Origin of the sequence: Streptomyces griseoviridis, from assembly GCF_005222485.1 — a bacterium.
Lineage (GTDB): Bacteria > Actinomycetota > Actinomycetes > Streptomycetales > Streptomycetaceae > Streptomyces > Streptomyces hintoniae.
In genome coordinates, this window is sequence record NZ_CP029078.1 from 593,172 (window position 1) to 614,728 (window position 21,557).

General features: G+C 74.9%; 18 protein-coding genes and 1 pseudogene. 6 read left to right on the forward strand and 13 right to left on the reverse strand.

The features are described from left to right. Window positions 1-125: 125 nt before the first annotated feature. The 3 genes from DDJ31_RS02500 to DDJ31_RS02510 form a co-directional block, all read right to left on the reverse strand. Window positions 126-1,484: an aldehyde dehydrogenase family protein gene (locus DDJ31_RS02500; protein ID WP_127181942.1), complete on the reverse strand. Its 1,359-nt coding sequence runs from the start codon at window positions 1,482-1,484 to the stop codon at window positions 126-128. 173 nt (window positions 1,485-1,657) lie between these two features. Next, complete coding sequence (locus DDJ31_RS02505; RefSeq protein WP_127181941.1) at window positions 1,658-2,869, reverse strand: RNA polymerase sigma factor; 1,212 nt, start codon at window positions 2,867-2,869, stop codon at window positions 1,658-1,660. 2 nt (window positions 2,870-2,871) lie between these two features. Continuing rightward, complete coding sequence (locus tag DDJ31_RS02510) at window positions 2,872-3,222, reverse strand: YciI family protein (RefSeq protein WP_127181940.1); 351 nt, start codon at window positions 3,220-3,222, stop codon at window positions 2,872-2,874. Window positions 3,223-3,320: 98 nt separating this feature from the next. Here DDJ31_RS02510 and DDJ31_RS02515 point away from each other — a divergent pair, with 98 nt between their 5' ends. Next, entirely contained in the window at window positions 3,321-4,379 is a 1,059-nt protein-coding gene (locus DDJ31_RS02515; RefSeq protein WP_127181939.1) for an acyl-CoA dehydrogenase family protein, read from the forward strand. 68 nt (window positions 4,380-4,447) lie between these two features. Here DDJ31_RS02515 and DDJ31_RS02520 read toward each other — a convergent pair whose 3' ends face one another. From DDJ31_RS02520 to DDJ31_RS39815, 4 genes are all read right to left on the reverse strand, one after another. Further along, window positions 4,448-5,590 carry an LLM class flavin-dependent oxidoreductase gene (locus tag DDJ31_RS02520; protein WP_127181938.1) on the reverse strand — a complete coding sequence of 381 codons (1,143 nt, stop codon included), beginning with the start codon at window positions 5,588-5,590 and terminating at the stop codon, window positions 4,448-4,450. A 55-nt stretch (window positions 5,591-5,645) separates the two neighbouring features. Continuing rightward, entirely contained in the window at window positions 5,646-6,830 is a 1,185-nt protein-coding gene (locus tag DDJ31_RS02525) for an SfnB family sulfur acquisition oxidoreductase (RefSeq protein WP_127181937.1), read from the reverse strand. A gap of 5 nt (window positions 6,831-6,835) precedes the next feature. Continuing rightward, window positions 6,836-7,390 carry an NADPH-dependent FMN reductase gene (gene ssuE, locus DDJ31_RS02530; RefSeq protein ID WP_127181936.1) on the reverse strand — a complete coding sequence of 185 codons (555 nt, stop codon included), beginning with the start codon at window positions 7,388-7,390 and terminating at the stop codon, window positions 6,836-6,838. 334 nt (window positions 7,391-7,724) lie between these two features. Next, a complete protein-coding gene (locus DDJ31_RS39815; protein WP_350284076.1) occupies window positions 7,725-7,808 on the reverse strand; it encodes a putative leader peptide in 84 nt (27 codons plus the stop codon). 137 nt (window positions 7,809-7,945) lie between these two features. On the opposite strand from DDJ31_RS39815, the gene DDJ31_RS02535 reads away from it, so the two are divergent. Then, window positions 7,946-8,893, forward strand: coding sequence for a LysR family transcriptional regulator (locus DDJ31_RS02535; RefSeq protein WP_171480762.1), 948 nt, complete (start codon window positions 7,946-7,948; stop codon window positions 8,891-8,893). Between the two features lie 74 nt (window positions 8,894-8,967). Beyond that, window positions 8,968-10,986, forward strand: coding sequence for a hypothetical protein (locus tag DDJ31_RS02540; RefSeq protein WP_127181934.1), 2,019 nt, complete (start codon window positions 8,968-8,970; stop codon window positions 10,984-10,986). Between the two features lie 247 nt (window positions 10,987-11,233). Here the strand turns inward: DDJ31_RS02540 and DDJ31_RS02545 are convergent, their stop codons facing one another. The 4 genes from DDJ31_RS02545 to DDJ31_RS02560 all read right to left on the reverse strand — a co-directional run bounded on the left by DDJ31_RS02545 (window position 11,234) and on the right by DDJ31_RS02560 (window position 15,138). Then, the gene (locus tag DDJ31_RS02545; RefSeq protein WP_164785059.1) at window positions 11,234-11,392 is read right to left on the reverse strand and encodes a hypothetical protein; all 159 of its coding nucleotides are present in this window, start codon (window positions 11,390-11,392) and stop codon (window positions 11,234-11,236) included. Window positions 11,393-11,496: 104 nt separating this feature from the next. After that, window positions 11,497-12,285 carry a SigB/SigF/SigG family RNA polymerase sigma factor gene (locus tag DDJ31_RS02550; RefSeq protein WP_127181933.1) on the reverse strand — a complete coding sequence of 263 codons (789 nt, stop codon included), beginning with the start codon at window positions 12,283-12,285 and terminating at the stop codon, window positions 11,497-11,499. A gap of 3 nt (window positions 12,286-12,288) precedes the next feature. Next, complete coding sequence (locus tag DDJ31_RS02555; protein ID WP_127181932.1) at window positions 12,289-14,451, reverse strand: MMPL family transporter; 2,163 nt, start codon at window positions 14,449-14,451, stop codon at window positions 12,289-12,291. Between the two features lie 156 nt (window positions 14,452-14,607). Continuing rightward, window positions 14,608-15,138 (reverse strand): MarR family winged helix-turn-helix transcriptional regulator, encoded by a 531-nt coding sequence (locus DDJ31_RS02560; RefSeq protein WP_127181931.1) that lies wholly within the window; start codon window positions 15,136-15,138, stop codon window positions 14,608-14,610. Window positions 15,139-15,230: 92 nt separating this feature from the next. Between DDJ31_RS02560 and DDJ31_RS02565 the strand changes: the two genes are divergently transcribed. Both DDJ31_RS02565 and DDJ31_RS02570 read left to right on the forward strand, forming a co-directional pair. After that, window positions 15,231-16,760, forward strand: coding sequence for an SDR family oxidoreductase (locus DDJ31_RS02565; protein ID WP_127181930.1), 1,530 nt, complete (start codon window positions 15,231-15,233; stop codon window positions 16,758-16,760). A gap of 118 nt (window positions 16,761-16,878) precedes the next feature. Beyond that, window positions 16,879-18,252, forward strand: a complete 1,374-nt coding sequence (locus DDJ31_RS02570; protein ID WP_127181929.1) for a cryptochrome/photolyase family protein — start codon at window positions 16,879-16,881, stop codon at window positions 18,250-18,252. Window positions 18,253-18,273: 21 nt separating this feature from the next. Here the strand turns inward: DDJ31_RS02570 and DDJ31_RS02575 are convergent, their stop codons facing one another. Then, entirely contained in the window at window positions 18,274-19,512 is a 1,239-nt protein-coding gene (locus DDJ31_RS02575) for an NAD(P)/FAD-dependent oxidoreductase (protein ID WP_127181928.1), read from the reverse strand. Between the two features lie 174 nt (window positions 19,513-19,686). Next, a complete protein-coding gene (locus DDJ31_RS02580; protein ID WP_127181927.1) occupies window positions 19,687-20,715 on the reverse strand; it encodes a MerR family transcriptional regulator in 1,029 nt (342 codons plus the stop codon). Window positions 20,716-20,839: 124 nt separating this feature from the next. Between DDJ31_RS02580 and DDJ31_RS02585 the strand changes: the two are divergent. After that, window positions 20,840-21,415, forward strand: a pseudogene (locus tag DDJ31_RS02585) (sigma-70 family RNA polymerase sigma factor); the annotation flags it as partial. Window positions 21,416-21,557 lie beyond the last annotated feature (142 nt).

The window sequence follows — 21,557 nt, forward strand, 5'->3', positions numbered from 1 at the left end:
CCCTTACGGAAAACGGCCGCACCTCACCGAGGTGCGGCCGCGGTGCCGGGCCGTGAGGGGCCCTGACCGGCGTCGTCCGCACCGGTCACGGTCGCTGACCGGCAGTCAGCTCCCGGCCAGCCCGGTCAGCTCAGCGGCTTGCGCAGGACCGCCTTGCGGTGGCTGAACGTCTCCAAGGAGTACCGGCCGTGGTAGTTGCCCATGCCGCTCTCCCCCACCCCGCCGAACGGCAGGTCGGAGACGGTGAGATGGGCGAGCGGCAGACCGTGTCCGAGGCCGCCCGACGACGTCTCGGCGGCGATCCGGTCCCGCGTCCCCTCGGACTCCGTGAACACGTACAGGGCGAGCGGCTTGTCCCGGTCGTTGATGAAGTCGATCGCGTCGTCGAGGCCGGGCACCGTGACGATCGGCAGGATCGGACCGAAGATCTCCTCCCCCATGACGGGCGACGACGGCTCGACGTCGGCGAGCACGGTCGGCGCGATGTACTTCACGGCCCGGTCGGTGTCGCCACCGACGACCACCCGGCCGGAGTCGAGCAGCCCCGAGAGCCGGTCGAAATGGCGCTCGTTGATGATCCGCCCGTACTCGCCTGACGCCTTCGGGTCGGCGCCGAACAGCGTCTCGACGGAGCGGGCGAGGGCCGGTTCGAGCGCGGCGGCGGTCGCCGGGTCGGTCAGCACGTAGTCGGGGGCCACACAGGTCTGTCCCGCGTTCAGGAACTTGCCGCGCGCCAACCGGTCGGCGACCAGCTGGACATCGGCGTCGCCGTCGACGAACGCCGGTGACTTGCCGCCGAGTTCGAGGGTGACCGGGGTGAGGTGTTCGGCCGCGGCCCGCAGCACGATCCGGCCGACGGCGCCGTTGCCGGTGTAGAAGATGTGGTCGAACCGCTCGGCCAGCAGCGCGGTCGTCTCCGGGACGCCGCCCTCGACGACGGCGAACGCGTCGGTGTCGAGGTAGGCGGGCAGCAGCCGGGCCAGCGCCGCCGAGGTGGCGGGTGCCAGCTCGCTCGGCTTGACGACCACGGCGTTCCCGGCGGCGAGCGCGCCGACCAGCGGGGCGAGCAGCAGTTGCACGGGGTAGTTCCAGGGGGCGATGACGAGGACGACGCCCAGCGGGTCGTACTGCGTCCAGGCGGTGGCGTCGGAGCCGAGGTGGGCCGGGACGGGCGCGGGCTCGGGGCGCAGCCAGTCGGCGAGGTGGTCGAGGGTGTGGTCGATCTCGCGGACGGTGAAGTCGATCTCGGTGCGCCGGGCCTCGGTGGTGCTCTTGCCGAGGTCGGCGTGGAGGGCGGCGGCCAGGTCGTCGCCGTCCTCGGTGAGCATCTCGCGCAGCCTGCGCAGCTGGTCCGTGCGCCACTCGACGGGCTTGGTGCGGCCGGTGCGGAAGGTGGCGCGCAGCCGGGCCACGATGTCGGCGGGCTGCTCGGGGGTGGTGGGGTTCACGGTGCCTCGCTGCTGCTGTGCGGCCTTGCGGCTCATGGACGGTGGGTCGGTGTCCCGATGGTCGGCGGGCGTGCGGCGGTCCCGCACCCCACCCCATCAGGTGTATATGCCAACCTTTCATACACCAAAATAAATTCCCCCGCCGGACGGCGTCTCCCCGTGACGCGTCCCTCCCACCGGCCCCCTGCGTGACGCCCCGCCCTCTCCTGTCACGACTCACCCTCCCCCTCCCCCGCCAGCTCCGCCCGCCTGCGTTCCAGCAGGGCCCGCTCCGCCGTGCTCTCGGTGCGGGCGAGGGCCGCCGTGTACGCCCGTACCGCCTCCCCGGTGCGGCCCAGCCTGCGCAGCAGGTCGGCGCGGACCGCGTGCAGGACGTGGTAGCGGTCCAGGTCCAGCGCGTCGACCAGGGCGAGGGCCGCCTCCGGGCCCCGCGTCTCCGCCACGGCGACCGCCTGGTTCAGGGCCACCACCGGGCTGGGCGCGACGGCCATGAGGTGGTCGTACAGCCGCAGGATCTGCCCCCAGTCGGTGTCCTCGGCGCGTCGCGCGTCGCTGTGGACGGCCTGGACGGCGGCCTGGATCTGGTACGGGCCCGGCCGGTCGCGGCGCAGGCAGCGGCGGACCAGGTCCTGGCCCTCGGCGATCAGCGCGCGGTCCCAGAGGGCGCGGTCCTGCTCGGGCAGCGGCACCAGCGCGCCGTCCGCGCCCCGGCGTGCGCTCGCGCGCGCGTCGATCAGGAGCAGCAGCGCGAGCAGACCGGTGGCCTCGGGTTCGTCGGGCATCAGTTCGATGACCAGTCGGGCCAGGCGGACGGCCTCGGCGCACAGCTCGGGGCTGCCCGTGTACCCCTCGTTGAAGATCAGGTAGATCACGGCGAGGACGACCCGGAGCCGGTCGGGGAGGTCGGCGTCGCGCGGGACGCGGTAGGGGATGCGGGCGGCGCGGATCTTCGCCTTGGCGCGGACCAGCCGTTGGGCCATGGTCGGTTCGGGGACCAGGAAGGCGCGGGCGATCTGCTCGGTGGTGAGCCCGCCGAGCAGCCGCAGCGTCAGGGCGACCTGGGCGCGCGGGGCGAGCGCGGGGTGGCAGCAGGTGAAGATCAGGCGGAGCCGCTCGTCGCGCACGGGACCCTCCTCGGCCGGTGGGCCGGGGGTGTCGAGCAGGGCGGCCTGGGCGTGCCTGGCGTCCCGGACGGCCTCCCGGCGCAGTCCGTCGATCGCCCGGTTGCGGGCGGTGGTGATGATCCAGCCGGCCGGGCTCGGTGGCACGCCGGTCTGCGGCCAGCGTCGGACGGCGGTGGTGAAGGCGTCCTGGACGGCTTCCTCGGCGAGGTCGATGTCACCGAGGAAGCGGACCAGGACGGCGACCGCGCGGCCGTACTCCGCCCGGAACACGGCCTCGACGTCGATGGGGTCCGGCATGGTCAGTGCTGGTCCACGAACGGCCTGACCTCGATCGGCAGCGTGGTGGCGAGGGCCGCCTTCCTGCCCCACTCCAGGGCCTCGTCCAGGTCGCCAGCCTTGATCAGGCTGAGTCCGCCCAGGTACTCCTTGCCCTCGGCGTACGGGCCGTCGCTGATCAGGACGTCGCCGTCGGCGGGACGCAGCAGGGTGGCGGTCTCCGGGCCGTGCAGGCCGCCGGCGAACACCCAGGCGCCCGCCGCGCGGAGTTCCTCGTCGAAGGCGCGGACGTCGCGCATGATCTGCGCGAGCGCCTCCGGCGCGGGCGGTTCGCCGTCGGCGGGCTGGACCACGCTGAGCAGGTAGTACGTCATGACGGCCTCCTCGGGCCTCGGTGTGTTCTCCCCTCCTACACGAACGGCGCGGCCCCGGATCGACACCTCGCGCGCGCCGACCGGGAGAATCCTTCCCCATGACCTTCGAAGACCATCCGCTCGTCGTCGCCGCCCGTTCCCTGGCCGCCGGGCTGCTCGCCCCTGACGCGGCCCGTGTCGACGTGGAGGGGGTGCCGGCCGGTCACCTCGACGCGATCCGGGACGCGGGGCTGCTCGGGGTGAGCGCGCCGGTGGAGTACGGCGGCGCGGGGGCGCCCGACGCGGTGGCGCGGGAGGTCGCGGAGATCCTCGCCGGCGCGTGCTGTTCGACGTGGTTCGTGCAGACCCAGCACCACACGCCGGTGCGGATGCTCGCGCGGTCGGCGGCGCCGGTGCGGGAGCGGCTGCTGCGCCGGCTGGCGACCGGTGAGGCGCTCGCGGGGATCGCGTACGCGCATGTCCGTGCCTTCCCCCGGCGGCCGGTGCGGGCGGCGCGGGAGGGGGACGGGTGGCGGTTCGACGGCACCGTGCCGTGGTTCACCGGCTGGGGGCTGAACGATCTGATGCTGCTCGCGGGGGTGACCGACACCGGCGAGCTGGTGTTCGCGTTCGCCGACGCGCGCGAGCAGCCGGGGCTGCGTGCTTCGCCGCCGATGCGGCTGGCGGCGCTCACCGCCGCGCGGACCGTGTCGCTCGGCCTGGACGGGCTGTGGCTGCCCGACGAGGTGGTGCTGCTGCGCACCCCGCACGAGGTGTTCGCGGCGACCGACCGGGCCCGTGCCGCGAACGCCTCGCCCGCCGTGTTCGGGGTGGCGCGGGCCGCCGTCGAGCTGGTCGCGGAGTCCCGGGAGCCGGACACGGCCCGCGCGCTGCGTGAACGGCTCGACGCGGTACGGGAGTCGGCGTACGCGCTCGCCGAACACCCCGAGCCGCTGGAGCGGGTGGCCGAACGGCTGGCGTGCCGGACGCGGGCCTACGACGTGCTGCGGACGGCCACCACGGCGGCGGTCGTGGCCCGTGGCGGCCGTGCGATGGATCTGCGCGAGCCGGCCCAACGGCTGTCCCGGGAGGGGATGTTCCTGCTGATCCAGGGCCAGACGTCGGACGCCCGCCGAGCCCACCTCGACGCCCTGGCCGGACTCGGCCAACTCGGCTGACTCGGCTGACTCGGCTGACTCGGCTGACTCGGCTGACTCGGCTGACTCGGCTGACTCGGCTAACTCGGCTAACTCGCGAACGGCACCTGCGCCTCGGGGGTTTCGGCCAGGTTCGCCGGGTGGCGCCACAGGCCCTGGGCGGCGAGCCGGGGCAGGACGCCCTCGCCGAACCAGTACGCCTCCTCCAGGTGCGGGTAGCCGGAGAGCACGAACTCGTCGATGCCCAGGGCGTGGTACTCCTTGATCCGTTCGACGACCTCGTCGTGGCTGCCGACCAGGGCGGTGCCCGCGCCGCCGCGCACCAGGCCGATGCCGGCCCAGAGGTTCGGGTGGATCTCCAGTCCGTCCCGGCCGCCGCCGTGCAGGGCGAGCATCCGGCGCTGCCCCTCGGACTCGCTGCGGGCGAGCCCGGCCTGCACGGAGCGGACGGTCTCCGGGTCGAAGCCGTCCAGGAGCCGGCCCGCCTCGGCCCACGCCTGTTCCGAGGTGTCGCGGGTGATGACGTGCAGCCGGATGCCGAACCGCAGGGTGCGGCCCTGTGCGGCGGCCAGCTCCCTGATCCTGGCGATCTTCTCGGCGACCTGCGCGGGCGGTTCGCCCCAGGTGAGGTAGACGTCGCAGTGGCGGGCGGCGATCTCCCCGGCGATGGGCGAGGACCCGCCGAAGTACACCTCGGGCACCGGGTCGGGCACCCGGGCCAGCTTCGCGTCCGCCACCTGGAGGTGCCGGCCGTGCAGATCCACCGTCTTGCCCTCCCACAACCCCTTGACGACTTCGAGGAACTCGCCGGTGCGGCGGTAGCGGTCGTCCTTGTCGAGGAAGTCGCCGTACGCCCGCTGCTCGTGGCTCTCGCCGCCGGTGACGACGTTGAGGAGCAGCCGTCCGCCGGACTGCCGTTGGAAGGTGGAGGCCATCTGCGCGGCGAGCGTCGGGGAGACGAAGCCGGGGCGGAACGCGACCAGGAACTTGAGGCGTTCGCTGTTCTGGCTGACCATGGCGGTGGTCAGCCAGGCGTCCTCGCACCAGGCGCCGGTCGGGGTGAGCGCGCCCAGGAAGCCCAGGTCCTCGGCGGCGCGGGCGATCTGGCTCAGATAGGCGACCGTCGGCGGCCGGTCCCGTCCCGAGGCGGTGGCCGGGGTGCCGTGGCCGCCGCCGACGACGTGCCGGCTGTCGCCGTTGGTGGGCAGGAACCAGTGGAAGGTGAGGGACACGTGGGGTCTCCGATCGGGTGGGGAACCGGGCCGCGGCGCTCGGGGTCGCGTGCGGCTAGAGGAGGCCGTGGCGGGGTGGCCTGGTGCCGCTGAGGACGTAGCGGCCGATGTGCTGGATCTTCCAGCGGGCCGGGTCGTGCAGGGTGTGGGTGCGGGCGTCGCGCCAGTGCCGGTGCAGGTTCAGGGAGTTGAGGGCGGAGCGGGTGCCGGCCAGTTCGAAGAGGGCGTCCGCGACCTCGACGGCGGTACGGGCCGCGTGCGCCTTGGCGGCGGCGACCGCGATGGACGCCTCGGCGGCCGAGTCGTCGGTGAGGTCGGCGCGTGCCTCCTCCACGGTCCGTGCCGCCTCCCGCAGCAGGGCCCTCGACGCCCATGTGCCGACGGCGAGTTCACCGAACCGCTGGATCACCAGCGGGTCCTCGGCGGCGGTGTCGACGCCGCTCTCGAACCAGGGCCTGCTTTTCGTCCTGACGAACTCGGCGGCCTCCGCGAGCGCGCCGTCGGCGATCCCTACGTCGATGGCCGCGTGCAGCAACTGGGCCACCGCGCCGTGGAGTTGCGGGCCGCGGAAGGTGAGGTGGTGGGGCAGGACCCGGTCGGCGGGCACCGGCACGTCGGTGAGGTGGACGGTGCCGCTCGCGGTGGTGCGCTGGCCCATGCCGTCCCAGTCGTCGACGACGGTGACGCCTGGGGCGTCCCGGGGCACGTAGGCGACGTGCAGGTCGTCGTGGTCGGCGCGGGCGAGCACCGGGATCCAGTCGGCGAAGAGGGCGCCGGTGGAGTAGTGCTTCACCCCGGTGAGCAGGAAGGAGCCGTCGGGGCGTGGGGTGAGCCGGGTGCGGATGTCCTGGACGTGCCGGGTGCCCGCCTCGGACTGGGCGTTGCCGAAGCGGCGCCCGGCGAGCAGTTCGGCGAAGAAGAACTTCCGCTGTTCCGCGGTGCCCTGACGGCGGATCACGTTGACGTAGACGAAGTGGCTCTGCGGGATCTGGGCGAGGCTGCCGTCGGCGGAGGCCAGCAGCCGGAAGATCTCCGCGAGGGTCGTCGCGTCGACGTCGGCGCCGCCGTGCTCGGCGGGCACCGTGACGGCGAGCAGTCCGGACGCCGAGAGCCGCTCCAACTCGGCTCGTGGCAGCCGTCGTTCGCTGTCGCGGGCGCCTGCCCCGGCCCGGAACCCGTCGGCGAGGGACCGGGCGACGGCGAGCGCCTCGGCGTCGTCGGCGATGACGTGGGCGGACACGGCGGTCAGCTCGCCGCGGCCAGCAGCGGGGTGCGGCCGAGGGCGGTGGAGAACTGGTCGACGACCTGGGTGAGGGCCTCGGTCGCGAGGGGCGCGACGGAGAGGGTGCCGTCCTCGTGCACGGTGATGTCCTTGTCGAGGGTGAACCAGCCCTGCACGATGTGCGCGGCGCCCATGGAGTTGAGGACCGGGCGCAGCGCGTAGTCGATGGCGAGGACGTGGGCGGTGGTGCCGCCGGTGGCGAGCGGCAGCACGGTCTTGCCGGTGAGGGCGTACTGCGGGAGCAGGTCGAGGAGCGCCTTGAGGACGCCGGAGTAGGCGGCCTTGTAGACGGGCGTGCCGACGACGACGCCGTCGGCGCGGGCGAACAGTTCGGTGGCCTCGACGATCGCGGGGTGCGCGAAGTCGGCGCCGAGCAGGGCCTCGGCGGGGATGGTGCGGACGTCGAGGGGTATCACCTCGTGGCCCTGGGCGGCGAGCCGCTGGTCGAGGTGGCGCAGCAGCCGGTTGGTGCGGGAGGAGGCGGAGGGGCTGCCGGAGACGGACAGGACGGTGGCCATGAGCCCTCTTTCGGGGAGGTGGGGCGTCCGCGTCCGGCGGGCGCCCCGGGTGGGAACGGTCGGAAGTATCGGCGGGGCCGCGGCAGTTGAGCGCCGAGGACCCGGCGGCCGGCCGCGCGCCGTGCGGGGGCGACGGGGTCGTGCGGAGTGCGGGTGGGACGTCGCGCCGGAACCGGTCGGGGCCCTCGGCGGTGCCGGCGGGCCGCGGCTCGGTGGTGCGCGGGCCGCACCGCATCAGGCGGGCGTGAACGCGCGGCGCATCACGGGCGGGCGCGGAAAAGGGGTGACCGGTGCGGTCGGAGGTGGGAGGCGGTGCGGCGGATCGAGGCGGGGATCAGGCCGCGGCGCGACAGGAGGCGCTGGAGACGCGCGCGAGGTCGACATGGCGTCGCCGCGTGAGGTCCAGTCGCATCTTCATGCCGTCGATCGTGGCAGCCGTCGGCGAGAGCCGTCAAGGAGAACCCGACCGGTCTCGTATCCCGGACCATTGGATTTCACGAAGGCGTGACAGGGAAACCCTTGAACCCGCTCGTGAAAGGGCCGCACTCTGCGGGGGTGCGCACCGAACAGCTGGAATACATAGCGGCCGTGACCCGGCTCGGCTCGCTGCGCCGGGCGGCCGAGGAACTGCGGCTCTCGCAGCCCGCGTTGAGCGAGACGGTACGGAATCTGGAGCGGGAACTGGGGGTGGATCTGCTGGAGCGCAAGCGCTCGGGGGCGACGATGAGCGCGGAGGGCAGGGAGCTGCTGCCCTACATCTCCCAGGTGCTGGAGGCGGTGGACCGGCTGCGGGCGGCGGCGGGCGAGCAGCACCGCATCAGCCGCATGGTGCGCGTCGGCACGGTGAACGCGGCGACCGTGCCGCTGCTGATCCCGGTGCTGCGGGAGTTCCGCGCCACGCATCCGGTCACCCAGGTCGAGGTGGTGGCGGCGCGGCAGGCGGAGATCGACCGGGCGCTGGCGGAGGGCGGCTTCGATCTGGGCCTGGTCAACCAGTTGGACGGCGACGACCCGCCCGCGGGGCTCGACTCCACGGAGCTGCTGCGGGGGCGCCCCGTGGTGTGTCTGCGGCCCGACAGCCCGCTGGCCGCGCTCGACGCCGTCTCGGTGGACGATCTGCTCACCCAGCCGCTGATCGCGATGCGCTCCGGCTATGTCATGCACCGTTTCGTGCACCGGCTCCTCGCCGGGCGCCTGCCGTCGTTCTCCTACTCCACGGACGGCGCCGAGATGGGCAAGCTGATGGTCGCCGAGGGGCTCGGGGTGACGGTGCTGCCGGACTTCAGCGTCGTCGGCGATCCCCTGGAGCGGCAGGGCACGATCACCCACAGGACGCTCGCGGGCGACACGACCGGGGTGCGGCTGACACTGCGGCGGCGCCGGGCCGAGTCGGTGCCGCTCGCGGCCGGGGAGTTGCACGAGGCGTTCGTGCGCCGGGGGTGTGAGCTGGGCGGAAGCGTGCGGGGCGCGACCGGGCCAGGCGCGCGCCCCGCCGGGCGGTGACCTGTTCATGATTCACTCGTTTGACGGAGTGGAAGGCGCAGCGCGCGTCCCTCGTCCGGAAGGCATCACGCTCCATGCACCTTCGCTCGCTCCGACGCTCCGGCGGGAGTGTCAGGACACCGGTTCTGGAGGCAGAGACCGTTCTCGTCGAGCAGTACGGGGAGTTGGTCAGGCTGGCCCACCTCGTGCTGCCCGCGACGCTCGGCCGGCACCGACGGGTGCTGGTGGCGCACTCCCTGGTCCAGCGGACGCTGCCGCGGTTCCGCTCGACGCACCAGATGCCCGCCGTGCCCGCGCCGCGCGCGGGAGGCCCGGCGCGGCACTCCGCCGCGTGGGCGCTCACCGCGGAGGTGCTGCGCGGGGCGCTCGCCCACGACCGCGGCTCCCGTCGGTGGCCGGCGCGTCGGCTGCCCAGGCTGCCGCTTGTGATCGGGCTGCGGCTGTTCCCGCGGTCCGGCGGTGCCGCCGAACTCGCTTTGGCACAGAAGCTGTCGGGGGTGTCGGCGGCGGCGCGGGCCGCGTTCCTGCTGAGCGTGGTGCACGGTCTCGCGCCGGACGCCGTGCGCGCGCTGCTGACGGCGGCGGGCGCCACCGAGCCGGACGCGGCGCTGCGGGCCGCCGCGCTGCTGGGCGCGGGTGAGGACGAGCACGCGGCGACGGCGGCGCTGCTGGCGTCGCAGGAGTTCGACGCGTGCGCGCTCCAGGCCAGCCCGACCGATCTGCTGCGGCGCAGACGGCGGGTCCGGGTGGCGGTCGCCGCCTGCGCGGTCGCGGCGATCTCGGCGGTGACGCTGGTGACGACCACGTCGGGACGGCCCGCGGCCCCGGCCTCCGTACCGGCGCCCGAGTCGGCGGCGGCGCTGCGTCCGGCGGCGCTGCTGCGGACCCCGGCCGGGGTGTGGGGCAGCACCGCGCGGATGGATTTCACGGCGTGGCCGGCGCGCGGTGACCGTACGGGCGACGAGGCCCTCCTCGGCCGGGCCCTCGCCGCGTGGGCGCACCCGTCGTCCGGCACCCGCGTCACGCTGGCCGCCGCGACGTCCGCCGCGGCCCCGACGTCGGCGCCGCGGCTGCTGTTCGCGGGCGGTGTCGGCGCGCACGCGGTGGTGGTGCTCTACGACGGCCAGCGCGTCGCCCGCTACAGCGAGCCCAAGTGGGTGCGCGCGGAGGGCGAGTTGAGGGTGTCCCGGGTCGACGACTCGGATGTGACGACGGCCGCGGCGCTCGCCGTCGACGACGGTGGCGGCTCAGGCGGTCGCACCGGCGGGGTCCGTTACCTGCTGGCGCCGTGGGTCGCCGAGGCGGGCACCCGTGATCTGCTGAGGCCCGACGTACCGGCCCGTCCGCTCACCGTGACGGAGGACGGCGTCACCGACCGGGTCCCGTCGGTGCCGACCGGGGCGACCGGGCGCACGGGGTCATCGGGCGGCGGGTGCGGGAGCGCGCCGGTGCTGCAACTGCGGTCCTCCGAGCGGATCGCCGAGCGTCACGCGTTCCTGCTGGCCGGGGTGGGCGCCCTGTCCCCCGTCCATCTGACGTACACCCCGCTGCCGGGAGGCGGGGCGCCGGCCCGGCAGCCCCGGGAGGCGACCGGGCCCGCGGCACTGCTCGCCTGGGCCCATCAGGCGTGCGCGCTGGGGACGTCGGGCGCCCTGGGCGTACGGGCGGTCAACGCCTGGGACTTCGCGCGGCAGCGGCTGCCCGGCACGGGCGGCGACGCGGTGTGGAGCTGCGCCCGCGCGGACACCTGGCGGGGTCCCGGTGCGGTGACGGTGACGTTGCGCACCAGCCGGGACGGCGTGGACGCGCCGGGCCGGACGGTCGCCCGGGTGCCGTCGACCGCGCTGTGCAGCCGGTTCGGCCAACACGTGGTGGCGTCGACGGAGTGGCGGGCGCCGGACGGCCGGGACTATCTGCTGGCGGCGGGCAGTCGGGGCGTCACCCGGATCGACGTCACCGGTGACGTCCGGGCGTCGGGGCGGGGCAACACCCTCGCGCTCCCCGCGTCCGGACGCCCGCGCGTCACCGTACGGGCCCATCTGACGACCGGCGGGGAACTCGACGGGGTGGGCGGGCCACGGAGCGGCGGCTGAGCGCCACCCCGGGTCGATCCAACGTCACACGGCCGACCCGCATCCCGTCACACGGGCGGCCCGCATCCCGTCACACGGGCGCCCGATCCGCGTCACAGGGTCGGTCCGATCCCCGTCACGCGAAAGCCCTGTCCCGTGTCGTGCGAAGGCCCCGTAGCCTGCCGCGCCAAGGACCCGTCCCGTCCCGCGCCGCGCGGAGAACCCGGCGCATGTCGCGCGAGGACCCCGTCCGTGCCGTCGGCCCGGCTCAGTCCTCGTCGCGCACGACGAGGAAGGCGTCCGACTTCAGGTCCATCACCACGGTCGCCGGTTCGCCGGCCGCGCGGCGCTGGGCCGCGTACTCCTCGGCCGGCCACGACCCGCGAGGAGATCCCGCAGGGAACCGCTCCAACACCTCTGCGCCCATAGCGGCACACCTCCTGCATCGGCCTTCTGGTCGCCCCGATGGGGGTCGTGTCCTGCGTATGCCCCCGTTGTACGGGGACATGTCAGGCCGATGGGCGGGGTGCGTCAGGCCCGGTCCGCGAGCGCGGAGCGGAGGGTGGCGAGGGTGCGGGTCAGCAGCCGGGAGACATGCATCTGGGAGATGCCGAGTTCGACGCCGATCTGACTCTGCGTCATGTCCTGGAGGTAGCGCATCGCGAGGAGGGTGCGTTCGCGCTCGGGCAGGGCGGCGACCAGCGGCGCGACGGTCACCAGGTCGTCGGTCCTGCCCAGCGCGGGGTCGTCGCCGCCGAGCCGGTCGGCGAGGGTCAGGCCGTCGGCCCCCGCCTCGGCCGGCGCGTCGAGCGAGACGGTGCCGTACCCCTCGGCCGCCCGCAGCCCGTCGACCACCTCGTCCTCGGCGAGGCCGGTGCGCTCGACGAGTTCGGCGACGGTGGGGGCGCGGCCCTCCCGCTGCTCGAACGCGACCGCCTGCTCGCGCAGCAGCGCACGGCAGTCCTTGAGCCGCCTCGGCACCCGCACCGCCCAGGTGGTGTCACGGAAGAACCGTTTGATCTCCCCCGCCACCGTGGGCACCGCGAACGCCTCGAACTCGAACCCCCGGGTCGGGTCGAACCGGTTGATGGCCTTGATGAGCCCGACCGTGCCGACCTGGAGGACGTCGTCGTGGATCTCCGCGCTGGGCCTGAAGCGGCGGGCGGCCTGCCGCACCACCCACATGTTCAGCTCGACGAGCGTGTTGCGCACGTACGAGTACTCGGCCGTGCCCTCCTCCAGCTCGCGCAGCCGCGCGAACAGCGGCTCGGAGAGGGCATGGGCGTCGGCCGGGCCGACAACTACGGTCTGCGGGGGCACGGTTCACTCCTCGTCGGGGGCCCCGGCTGCGCGGGGCTGCGCCTTCGTCTCGGTGTGACCGGTCGCCCCGGACGAACCTCCGGCTCGCGCGGACGTGCCGCGCCACAGCCGTCCCGGCCACCAGGTCACCGCACCAAGATCTCGCACCAGGGCGGGAACGAGCAGGGACCGGACCACCAGCGTGTCGAGCAGGACGCCGAACGCGACGATGAACGCGATCTGCGCGAGGAACGCCAGCGGGATCACGCCGAGGGCGGCGAAGGTCGCCGCGAGGACCACACCGGCCGAGGTGATGACGCCGCCGGTGCCGACAAGACCGCGCAGCATCCCCTCCCGGACGCCGTGGCGCAGCGACTCCTCACGGACCCGGGACATCAGGAAGATGTTGTAGTCGACGCCGAGAGCGACCAGGAACACGAACCCGTACAGCGGAACGGACGGGTCGGTGCCGGTGAAGCCGAGGACGTGCCGGAAGACCAGCGCCGAGACGCCCAGGGTGGCCAGCAGGTTGAGGCCGACGGTCGCGACCAGGAGCACCGGCAGCAGCAGTGAGCGCAGCAGCACGGTGAGGATCGTCAGGATGATGGCGAGGACCACCGGGACGATGAGGACCCGGTCGCGTTCGGCGGTGCGCAGGGTGTCGTAGCGCTGCGCGGTGTAGCCGCCGACCAGGGCGTCCGCGCCGGGGACGGCGTGCAGGGCGGTGCGCAGCCGGGCGACGGTGTCGGTGGCGGCGTCGCTGTCGGGGGCGGCGGTGAGGGTGACGTCGACGCGGACCCGTCCGTCGACGATCAGCGGGTCGCCGCCGGGGCGCCCCGAGGCGGTGACGCCCGAAGCGGAGGCGACGCCCTCGGTGGCGCGGGCGGCGGCCAGGACGCGGTCGAGGCGGCCGGCGTCGGCGATGACGACGGCGGGGTTGCCCGAGCCGCCGGGGAAGTGCCGGGCGAGGGTGGACTGCGCGGCGACGGAGGGCGCGTCGTCGACGAAGGTCTCGTCGAGCGGGACGCCCCGCGACACCAGGGTCGGGGCGAACGCGGCGCAGGCGAGGAGTCCGGCGAGGGAGACCGCCCAGACCGCGCGGGGCGCCCGGTCCACCAGGGCGGCCACCCGCCGCCATCCGCCCGCGGCCTGCTCGGTGGCGGGGCGCGGGGTGGCCGGCCAGTAGGCGGCGCGGCCCAGCAGGACGAGGACGGCGGGCAGGAAGGTGAGCGAGCTGAGGACCGCGCAGACGATGCCGACAGCGCCGACGGGGCCGAGCGCCCGGTTGTTGGTGAGGTCGCTCAGCAGCAGCGCGAGCAGGCCGAGCGCAACGGTCGCGGCGCTGGCCACGACGGCGCCCCAGGACTGGCGCAGCGCGGCCCGCGCGGCGGCGAACCGGTCGGCGTGGACGGCGAGTTCCTCGCGGAAGCGGGCGGTGATCAGCAGGGCGTAGTCGGTGGCGGCGCCGATGACGAGGATGGAGAGGATGCCCTGCACCTGTCCGTCGACGCGGACGAGGTCGTGGTCGGCGAGCGCGTACACGATCGCGCAGGCGAGGCCGAGCGCGAAGACGGCCCCGAGGATGATCACCAGCGGCAGCAGGACGCTGCGGTAGACGAGGAGCAGGATCACCAGGACGGCCACCAGGGCGACGGCGAGCAGCAGTCCGTCGATCCCGGCGAAGGCGTCGGAGAGGTCGGCCTTGGTGGCCGCGGGTCCTGACAGCTGGACCGTGCTGCCGGGGACATGGGCGGCGGCCGCCCTGATCCGGTCGAGGGTGGGGGCGAGCCGGTCGCCGAGGTCGGGGCGGAGCGGGACGACGGCTTCGAGCGCGGCGCCGTCCTTGGAGAGCAGCGCGGGCGACACGGTGCCGGCGACGCCCGGGGTGCCGGTGAGCGGGGCGAGGGCGCGGGTGGCGGCGGCCTGCCGGTCCCGCATCGAGCCGCCGGCGTCGCCGTCGTCGGTCCAGACGACGATGGCGGGGAGGGTCTCGTCCTGCCGGAAGGCCCGTTGCGCGGTGATGACCTCGGTGGACTCGGCGCTGCGCGGCAGGAAGGCGGCCTGGTCGTTGGTGGCGACCTCGCCGAGCCGTCCGGCGAACGGCCCGAGCGCGCCGCCGATGCCGAGCCAGACGACGAGCAGGAGCAGCGGGACGAGGACGCGGCCCCGGCGCGGGGTGAGGGACATGGCTCTCCAGTGCTTCGGGACGGTGGATCCGCGGACGGCGCGGGACGGCGGATCCGGAAACAATCTCGATGGAAAACAATCTTAATCATCGAGATATCTGGCCCGATGGTAGGGCACACCCCGTGGTGCGCCGCGCGCGCCTCCCCTGATTCGGGGTCAGTCGCCGGGCGAGCGGGGAATCCTCAGCTCCTCGTTCATGGCCTGGAGGAAGCGCACCACCACGGCCAGCTCGTCCTCCGTGAAGCGGGCGCGCGCGCCCTGGGCCGCCTGGGCGAGCGGCCGGAAGTAGGCGCGGGCCAGCGCCTTCGCGTCGGCCGCGTAGTGCAGATGGACCACCCTGCGGTCGGCGCTCTCCCGGACCCGGCGGATGTGCCCGGCCCGCTCCAGCCGGTCCACGCAGGCGGTCACCGCGCCCGAGGTGAGCCCCAGGTGCTCGCGCAGCCGGCCCGGTGTCATCGGCTCGTCGGCGTCGAGGATCGCGGCGAGCGCCTGGACGTCGGTGGCGTGCAGGCCCTGGTCACCGGCGAAACCGTGCACCGCCCGGTTGATGCCGCCGTTCATCCGGCGCAGTTGGACGGCGAACGACTGGAGGTCGGTGCCCGCGGGCGCCGGGGGTGCCGTACCCGCGGGGGCCCGGGGTGTCCGCGGCGCGGTCGCGCGCTGGTCCCGGTCGTCTGCTGTGGCCACGCGGTCACCCTATAGAAGCGTCCGCATCCGGTTCGGCCGCGCCCGGGGAAGGGATCACGAGGGGGCACGCCGACACGGAGGACCGAGAGCCCATGAACGCTGACGACGACCGCGCCGGAACGCTCTGCCTGGTGACCGGCGCCACCGGATACATCGGCGGCAGGCTGGTCCCCGAGCTGCTGGACGCGGGACACCGGGTCCGCTGCCTGGCCCGCTCCCCCGGCAAGCTGCGCGACCACCCGTGGGCGGGCCGGGTGGAGACCGTGCGCGGGGACGTCACGGACGCCGCCTCGGTCGCCGACGCCATGCGCGGGGTCGACGTCGCGTACTACCTGGTGCACGCGCTGGGCTCGGGCGACGACTTCGAGCGGACGGACCGGGAGGCGGCGCGGATCTTCGGCGAGGCGGCGCGGGCCGCGGGCGTCCGCCGGATCGTCTACCTCGGCGGTCTGACCCCCTCGGACGTGCCCGAACGCGCGCTCTCCCCGCATCTGCGCTCCCGGTCCGAGGTCGGCCGGATCCTGCTCGACTCCGGGGTGCCCACCACGGTGCTGCGGGCGGCCGTCGTCATCGGCTCCGGCTCGGTCTCCTTCGAGATGCTGCGCTACCTCACCGAACGGCTGCCGGTGATGGTCACCCCGAGCTGGGTGCACACCCGCATCCAGCCGGTGGCGGTACGGGACGTGCTGCGGATGCTGGTCGGCAGCGCGGGCATGCCCGCCGACGTCAACCGCGCCTTCGACATCGGCGGCCCCGACGTGCTCACCTACCGGGAGATGATGACGCGGTACGCGCGCGTCGCCGACCTGCGGAAGCGGTACGTGGTGTCGGTGCCGATGCTCACCCCGCGGCTGTCGAGCCACTGGGTCGGCCTGGTCACGCCGGTGCCCGCGGCCCTCGCCCGCCCGCTCACCGAGTCGCTGCGCCACGAGGTCGTCTGCCACGAGAACGACATCGCCCGCTACGTGCCCGCGCCGCCCGGCTCCCCGATCGGCTTCGACGAGGCGGTCCGGCTCGCCCTGCGCCGCATCCGGCAGGCCGACGTCTCCACCCGCTGGTCGTCGGCCTCGCTGCCGGGAGCGCCGAGCGACCCGCTGCCCACCGACCCGGACTGGGCGGGCGGCAGCCTCTACACGGACCGGCGCGAACGGCCCGTGGACGCCTCCCGTGAGGCGCTGTGGCGAGTGATCGAGGGCATCGGCGGCGACCACGGCTGGTACTCCTTCCCGCTGGCGTGGGCGGTGCGCGGCCGGCTCGACCGGCTGGTCGGCGGGGTCGGTCTGCGCAGGGGGCGGCGGGACGCGGAACGGCTGCGGGTCGGCGAGTCGCTGGACTTCTGGCGGGTCGAGGAGATCGAGCCCGGACGGCTGCTGCGGCTGCGCGCCGAGATGCGGCTGCCCGGCCTGGCCTGGCTCGAACTGCGCGCGGACACCGACGACGACGGGCGGACCTGGTACCGGCAGCGGGCCCTGTTCCATCCGCAGGGGCTGCTCGGGCACGCCTACTGGTGGAGCATCTCGCCCTTCCACTCCGTGGTGTTCGGCGGCATGGCCCGCAACATCGCGCTGGCCGCGACCCGGGAGCCCACCAGGACCGCGGACGAACACGCGTCCGTGGGATGAACCCCGCATCCGTCCCGCCGCCCCGGCCGGAACCACTCGGATACGGCGTCCGGCACGCGTCCTGCCGCCGTACGCCCTGCCGTCGGCAGCTCCCTCCCCAGACCCCGGAGTCCGCACCATGAACGTCTCGGTCGTCCTGTTCACCTCCGACCTGCGTCTGCACGACCATCCGCCGCTGCGGGCCGCGAACGACGCCCGTGAGGTGGTCCCGCTGTTCGTGCGGGACACCGCGGTGGACGCCGCCGGGTTCGCCGCGCCCAACCGGCTCGCGTTCCTCGCCGACTGCCTGCGCGACCTCGACGCGGGGCTGCGCGAGCGCGGCGGCCGGCTGGTGCTGCGCTCGGGGGACCTCGTCGACGAGGTGTGCAAGGTGGTCGCCGAGGCGGACGCCGACGAGGTGCACATGGCGGCCGACGTCAGCGCCTTCGCGCACCGGCGCGAACACCGGCTGCGGCAGGCCCTGGAGGCCGACGGACGGCGGCTGCACCTCCACGACACGGTGACGACGGCCGTCGCCCCCGGCGCGGTGACCCCGGCGGGCTCGGACCACTTCGCGGTCTTCACGCCGTACTTCAGGCAGTGGTCGGCGCAGCCGCTGCGGGAGGCGTTCGGCGCACCGCGCTCGGTGCGGGTCCCGGACGGCGTCGGCTCCGAGCGGCTGCCGTCGAGGGACGCCCTGTCGGGCCTCTCGGAGGGGCTGGCGGAGGGCGGGGAGACCGTGGCCCGCAAGAGGGTCACGGCGTGGCTGCGCGCGGGCGTCCAGGCGTACGAGGACCGGCACGACGACCTGCCGGGCGACGCCACCTCGCGGTTCTCGCCGCATCTGCACTTCGGCACCCTCTCCCCGGTCGAACTCGTCCACCGGGCCCGGAAGGTGGGCGGTCCCGGGGCCGACGCGTTCGTCAGGCAGCTGGCCTGGCGCGACTTCCACCGCCAGGTCCTGGCGGCCCGGCAGGACGCCGCCACCGCCGACTACCGCACCAAGCACGACCGTTGGCGTTCCGAGCGGACGGCGAGCGCGGACATCGAGGCGTGGAAGGAGGGCCGCACCGGCTATCCGGTGGTCGACGCGGCGATGCGCCAACTCCGGTACGAGGGCTGGATGCACAACCGCGGCCGGCTGCTCACGGCGAGCTTCCTCACGAAGACCCTGTACGTCGACTGGCGGGTCGGCGCCCGGCACTTCCTCGACCTGCTGGTCGACGGGGACGTCGCCAACAACCAGCTCAACTGGCAGTGGATGGCCGGGACCGGCACCGACAGCCGCCCCAACCGGGTCCTCAACCCCGTGACCCAGGCGAAGCGTTACGACCCCGACGGCGTCTACGTCCGCCGCTGGATCCCCGAACTGGCCGGGCTCTCGGGGCCGTCGGTGCACGAGCCGTGGAAGCTGCGCGGCCTCGACCGGGCGGCGATCGACGCCTACCCGGACCCGATCGTCGACCTTCCCGAGGGCCTCGCCCGCTTCAAGCGGGCCAGGGGACGCGACTGACGCGCGGGGGCCGGGCGGCGGTCAGCGCCTGTCGGCGAGGACGTCGCGGGCGGCGCGGGCACCGGAGGCCAGCGCGCCCTGGACCGAGCCGGTCGCCCGGTGGTCGCCGCAGACATGGCGACCCGGGGTCACCCGGGTGGTGCGGCTGAGGGGCTGCGGCGGGGCCATCGCGGGCAGCGCGTCCGGCACCGTGCGGACCGTCAGCAGCTCCCATCCGGCGGTGTCGGCGCCGTACGCCTCCGCGAGGGCGTCCAGGACCACCCGCTCCCGGCCTTCGGTGTCCGGCCCGAGGACGGAGGTGGCGACCAGCGCGTGCCCGGTGGGCGCGAAGGTCGACGCGACCTCGCTGAGCACGCAGGTGTTGAGGAAGCGGCGACGCTCGTCGACGAGGAGGGTCGGCTCGCCGAGCGGGGAGCGGGGCGCCACGTGGTAGTACGTCGTGACGGTGCGTCCCTCGGGGACCGGCAGGCCGGGCAGCAGCCGGGCGGCGGCACCCCACCCGGTGGCCACCACCACCGTCCGCGCGGCCACCTCGCCGCCGTCCCCGGTGACGACGCCGTCCTCGGTCAGCCGGGCCACCGGTGTGTCCAGCCGGACGGTGCCGGGCGGCAGCGCGTCGGCGAGGGCCGCGGGGACCGCGCCGATGCCGTCGGCGGGCAGGCACAGGGTGCCGCGCAGCATGCTGCGCCAGACCAGGTGGAAGAAGCGGCTTGACGTCTCCAGGCCGTCCTCGAGGAACACCCCCGACAGGAACGGCCGGAAGAAGCGCTCCACGAACGCCTCGGAGAAACCGGCGTCCGCGAGGGCGGTGCGGGTGGTGCGCTCCGGTGCCCGTTTCAGCGCCCCGACGGGGCCGAGCGCGGTCCGCGCCGACAGCACGCCGAGCGCGGCGAGGTCGCGCGGCCCGGCGAGCCGGCCACGGAGCAGCTCGGGCAGCGTGCCGGGGCGCCGGGTGGGGTCGCCGAAGCGGAGCGTGCCCCGCCCGGACCTCACCAGCACCCCGGGCGTGAAGGGCGCGAGCCGCAGTCCGCGCAGCGGGAGCCTGCGCCTGACCTGCGGGTAGGAGGTGTTGAAGACCTGGAACCCCCGGTCGACGACGAACCCGTCGATCCGGTCGGTCCGCATCCGCCCGCCGACCCCGTCGGAGGCTTCCAGGACGCGGACGTCGAGCCCGGCCGTGAGCAGGTCCCTCGCGCAGGCGAGACCTGCGGCCCCCGCGCCGATCACCAGGACGTCGGGGGTGCGGGCGGACTTCGACACGGTGGGCCCCTGACGGGTCGGGCCGGCCGGCGGCACCGGCGCGGCGACGTCCGTACGCGAACGCGCACGTCTGCCGATGGCTTCCCGCGAGCGCGGCCCGCTGGATGCGGCGCGCTACCCGTTCACCCGCCCGGGGCACGGCGAACGGCCGTCGCCGCCCCACCGGGGCCGCCGTCAGCCGCGTTCCGTCCCGGTCCCGCGGTGGTGGGCGCCGCTCAGTATGTCGACCGCGCTCGACAGCGACGGCGGCCTCGGCATCTCCCTCGGGGCGCCGGCCCAGCCCGGTCCCGCGAGCACGACGAGGGGCCGGCTGCGGGCGCCCTTCACACCCCACTGGGCGTCCGCGATGTGCCGGGCCAGGGCGAGGCTCGCGGTGGTGCGGACCTGCGCCCACAGCACCACGGCCGCGGGACCGAGCCGGCGCACCGACGCCACCAGCGCCTCGGCGGGCACGGCCGCCCCCAACATCCGGGTGGGCGTGAGCCGTTCGCTCAGTCCCGCGTTGAGCGCCTCCATCGCCAGGGTGTGCTGCTCGTCAGGGACGCAGGCGAGCACCACGGGCCCAGGCGAACCGTCGCCCGCGCCCTCGGGCGCCGGGGTGTGGCGGCGCAGCGTGGTGGAGACGTGCCAGGACAGCAGGTGCTCGACCTCGACGTAACGGTCCCCCGACGACTCCCACTTGCGGCCCACCGCGTGCAGCGTCGGCATCATGACCTCCTCCCAGGCGGTGACGACGCCGTACCTCGACACCGCGTCGGCGAGCTGCCGATCGACGGCCGGGGCGTCCAGCCTGACGGCGGCGCGGGCCAGCCCGCGGCACTCCTGGCGGACGTCGCCGAGCGGCAGCGCGCCGGCCGCCCGTGAGCGGCCCGCGGGCGCGCCCGGCCGCTCCCGGCCGGCACGCGGGCCGGGCAGGGCGTCGCCCCGCTCCGGCTGCTGTTCCCTGGCCATGGTGGCCGCCTCGGCGGGCGGCACGCCCGACGACGTCAGCCGGCACATCGTCTCCAGGACGGCGACGTCGCGGGGGGCCCAGCGGCGGTGGCGTCCGTCGTCGCGGACGGCGGGGCCGATGCCGTAGCGGCGGTCCCAGGACCGCAGCGTGGTCGGTGACACCCCGAGCCGCCGCGCCAGGGCGCCGGTCGTCAGGGGCGCCTCGACGCCCGGTCCGCGCGGGGCCGCCTCCGAGGCCGTTCCTTCGATCATGCCTCGACTATACGACGCAGAATCGATGCGAGTTGCCCGCTTGATCGCTCCGCTCGCACGATGGCCAGCATCGGCACCCGAGAGGACCGGCCCCGCGCGGTCGCCGTCCGGCAGGAGGAGCGTCATGAGCCCACAGCCCGGCGCGGCGCTGATGGACCGGCGGTCGGCGCCCGCGGACGAGGAGGTCGCCCGGGGCCTGGTCGCGGGCGACGAGGAGTGCCTCGCGGCGGCCTACGCGCGCTGGTCGACCCTGGTGCACACGCTGGCGTGGCGTTCGCTCGGCGACCCCAAGGAGGCCGAGGACGTGACCCAGCAGGTGTTCCTCGGGGTCTGGCGCGGGCGGGGCGGTTTCCGGCCCGAGCGCGGCTCGATCGGCGGCTGGATCGTCGGCATCACCCGGCGCAAGATCGCCGACGCGCTCTCCGCCCGCACCCGCCGCCTGGATCTGGCGGCCTCGGCGGCGGCGTCGCTCGCCGTGGCCGACCGGCAGTCCGCCGAGCCGGAGACGGTCCTCGACCGCGTCCTGATCAGCCAGGAACTCTCCCGGCTGCCGGCCGCCCAACAGCGGGTGCTGCGGCTGGCCTTCTACGAGAACCTCACCCAGACCGAGATCGCCGAACGCACCGGATGGCCCCTGGGCACGGTCAAGAGCCACGCGCGCCGCGGCCTGCACCGGCTGCGCGGCCGACTGGCGGAGGAGAGGCTCCCGGCGGGGACCGGCACGAGAGGCGCGGACGGCGCGGACGGCACGGGAGACGCGGTCAGCGCGGGAGGCACGGGAGACGCGGTAGGCGCGGGCGGCACGGGAGACGGACGAGGAAAAGGAACCGCGCGAGACGCGG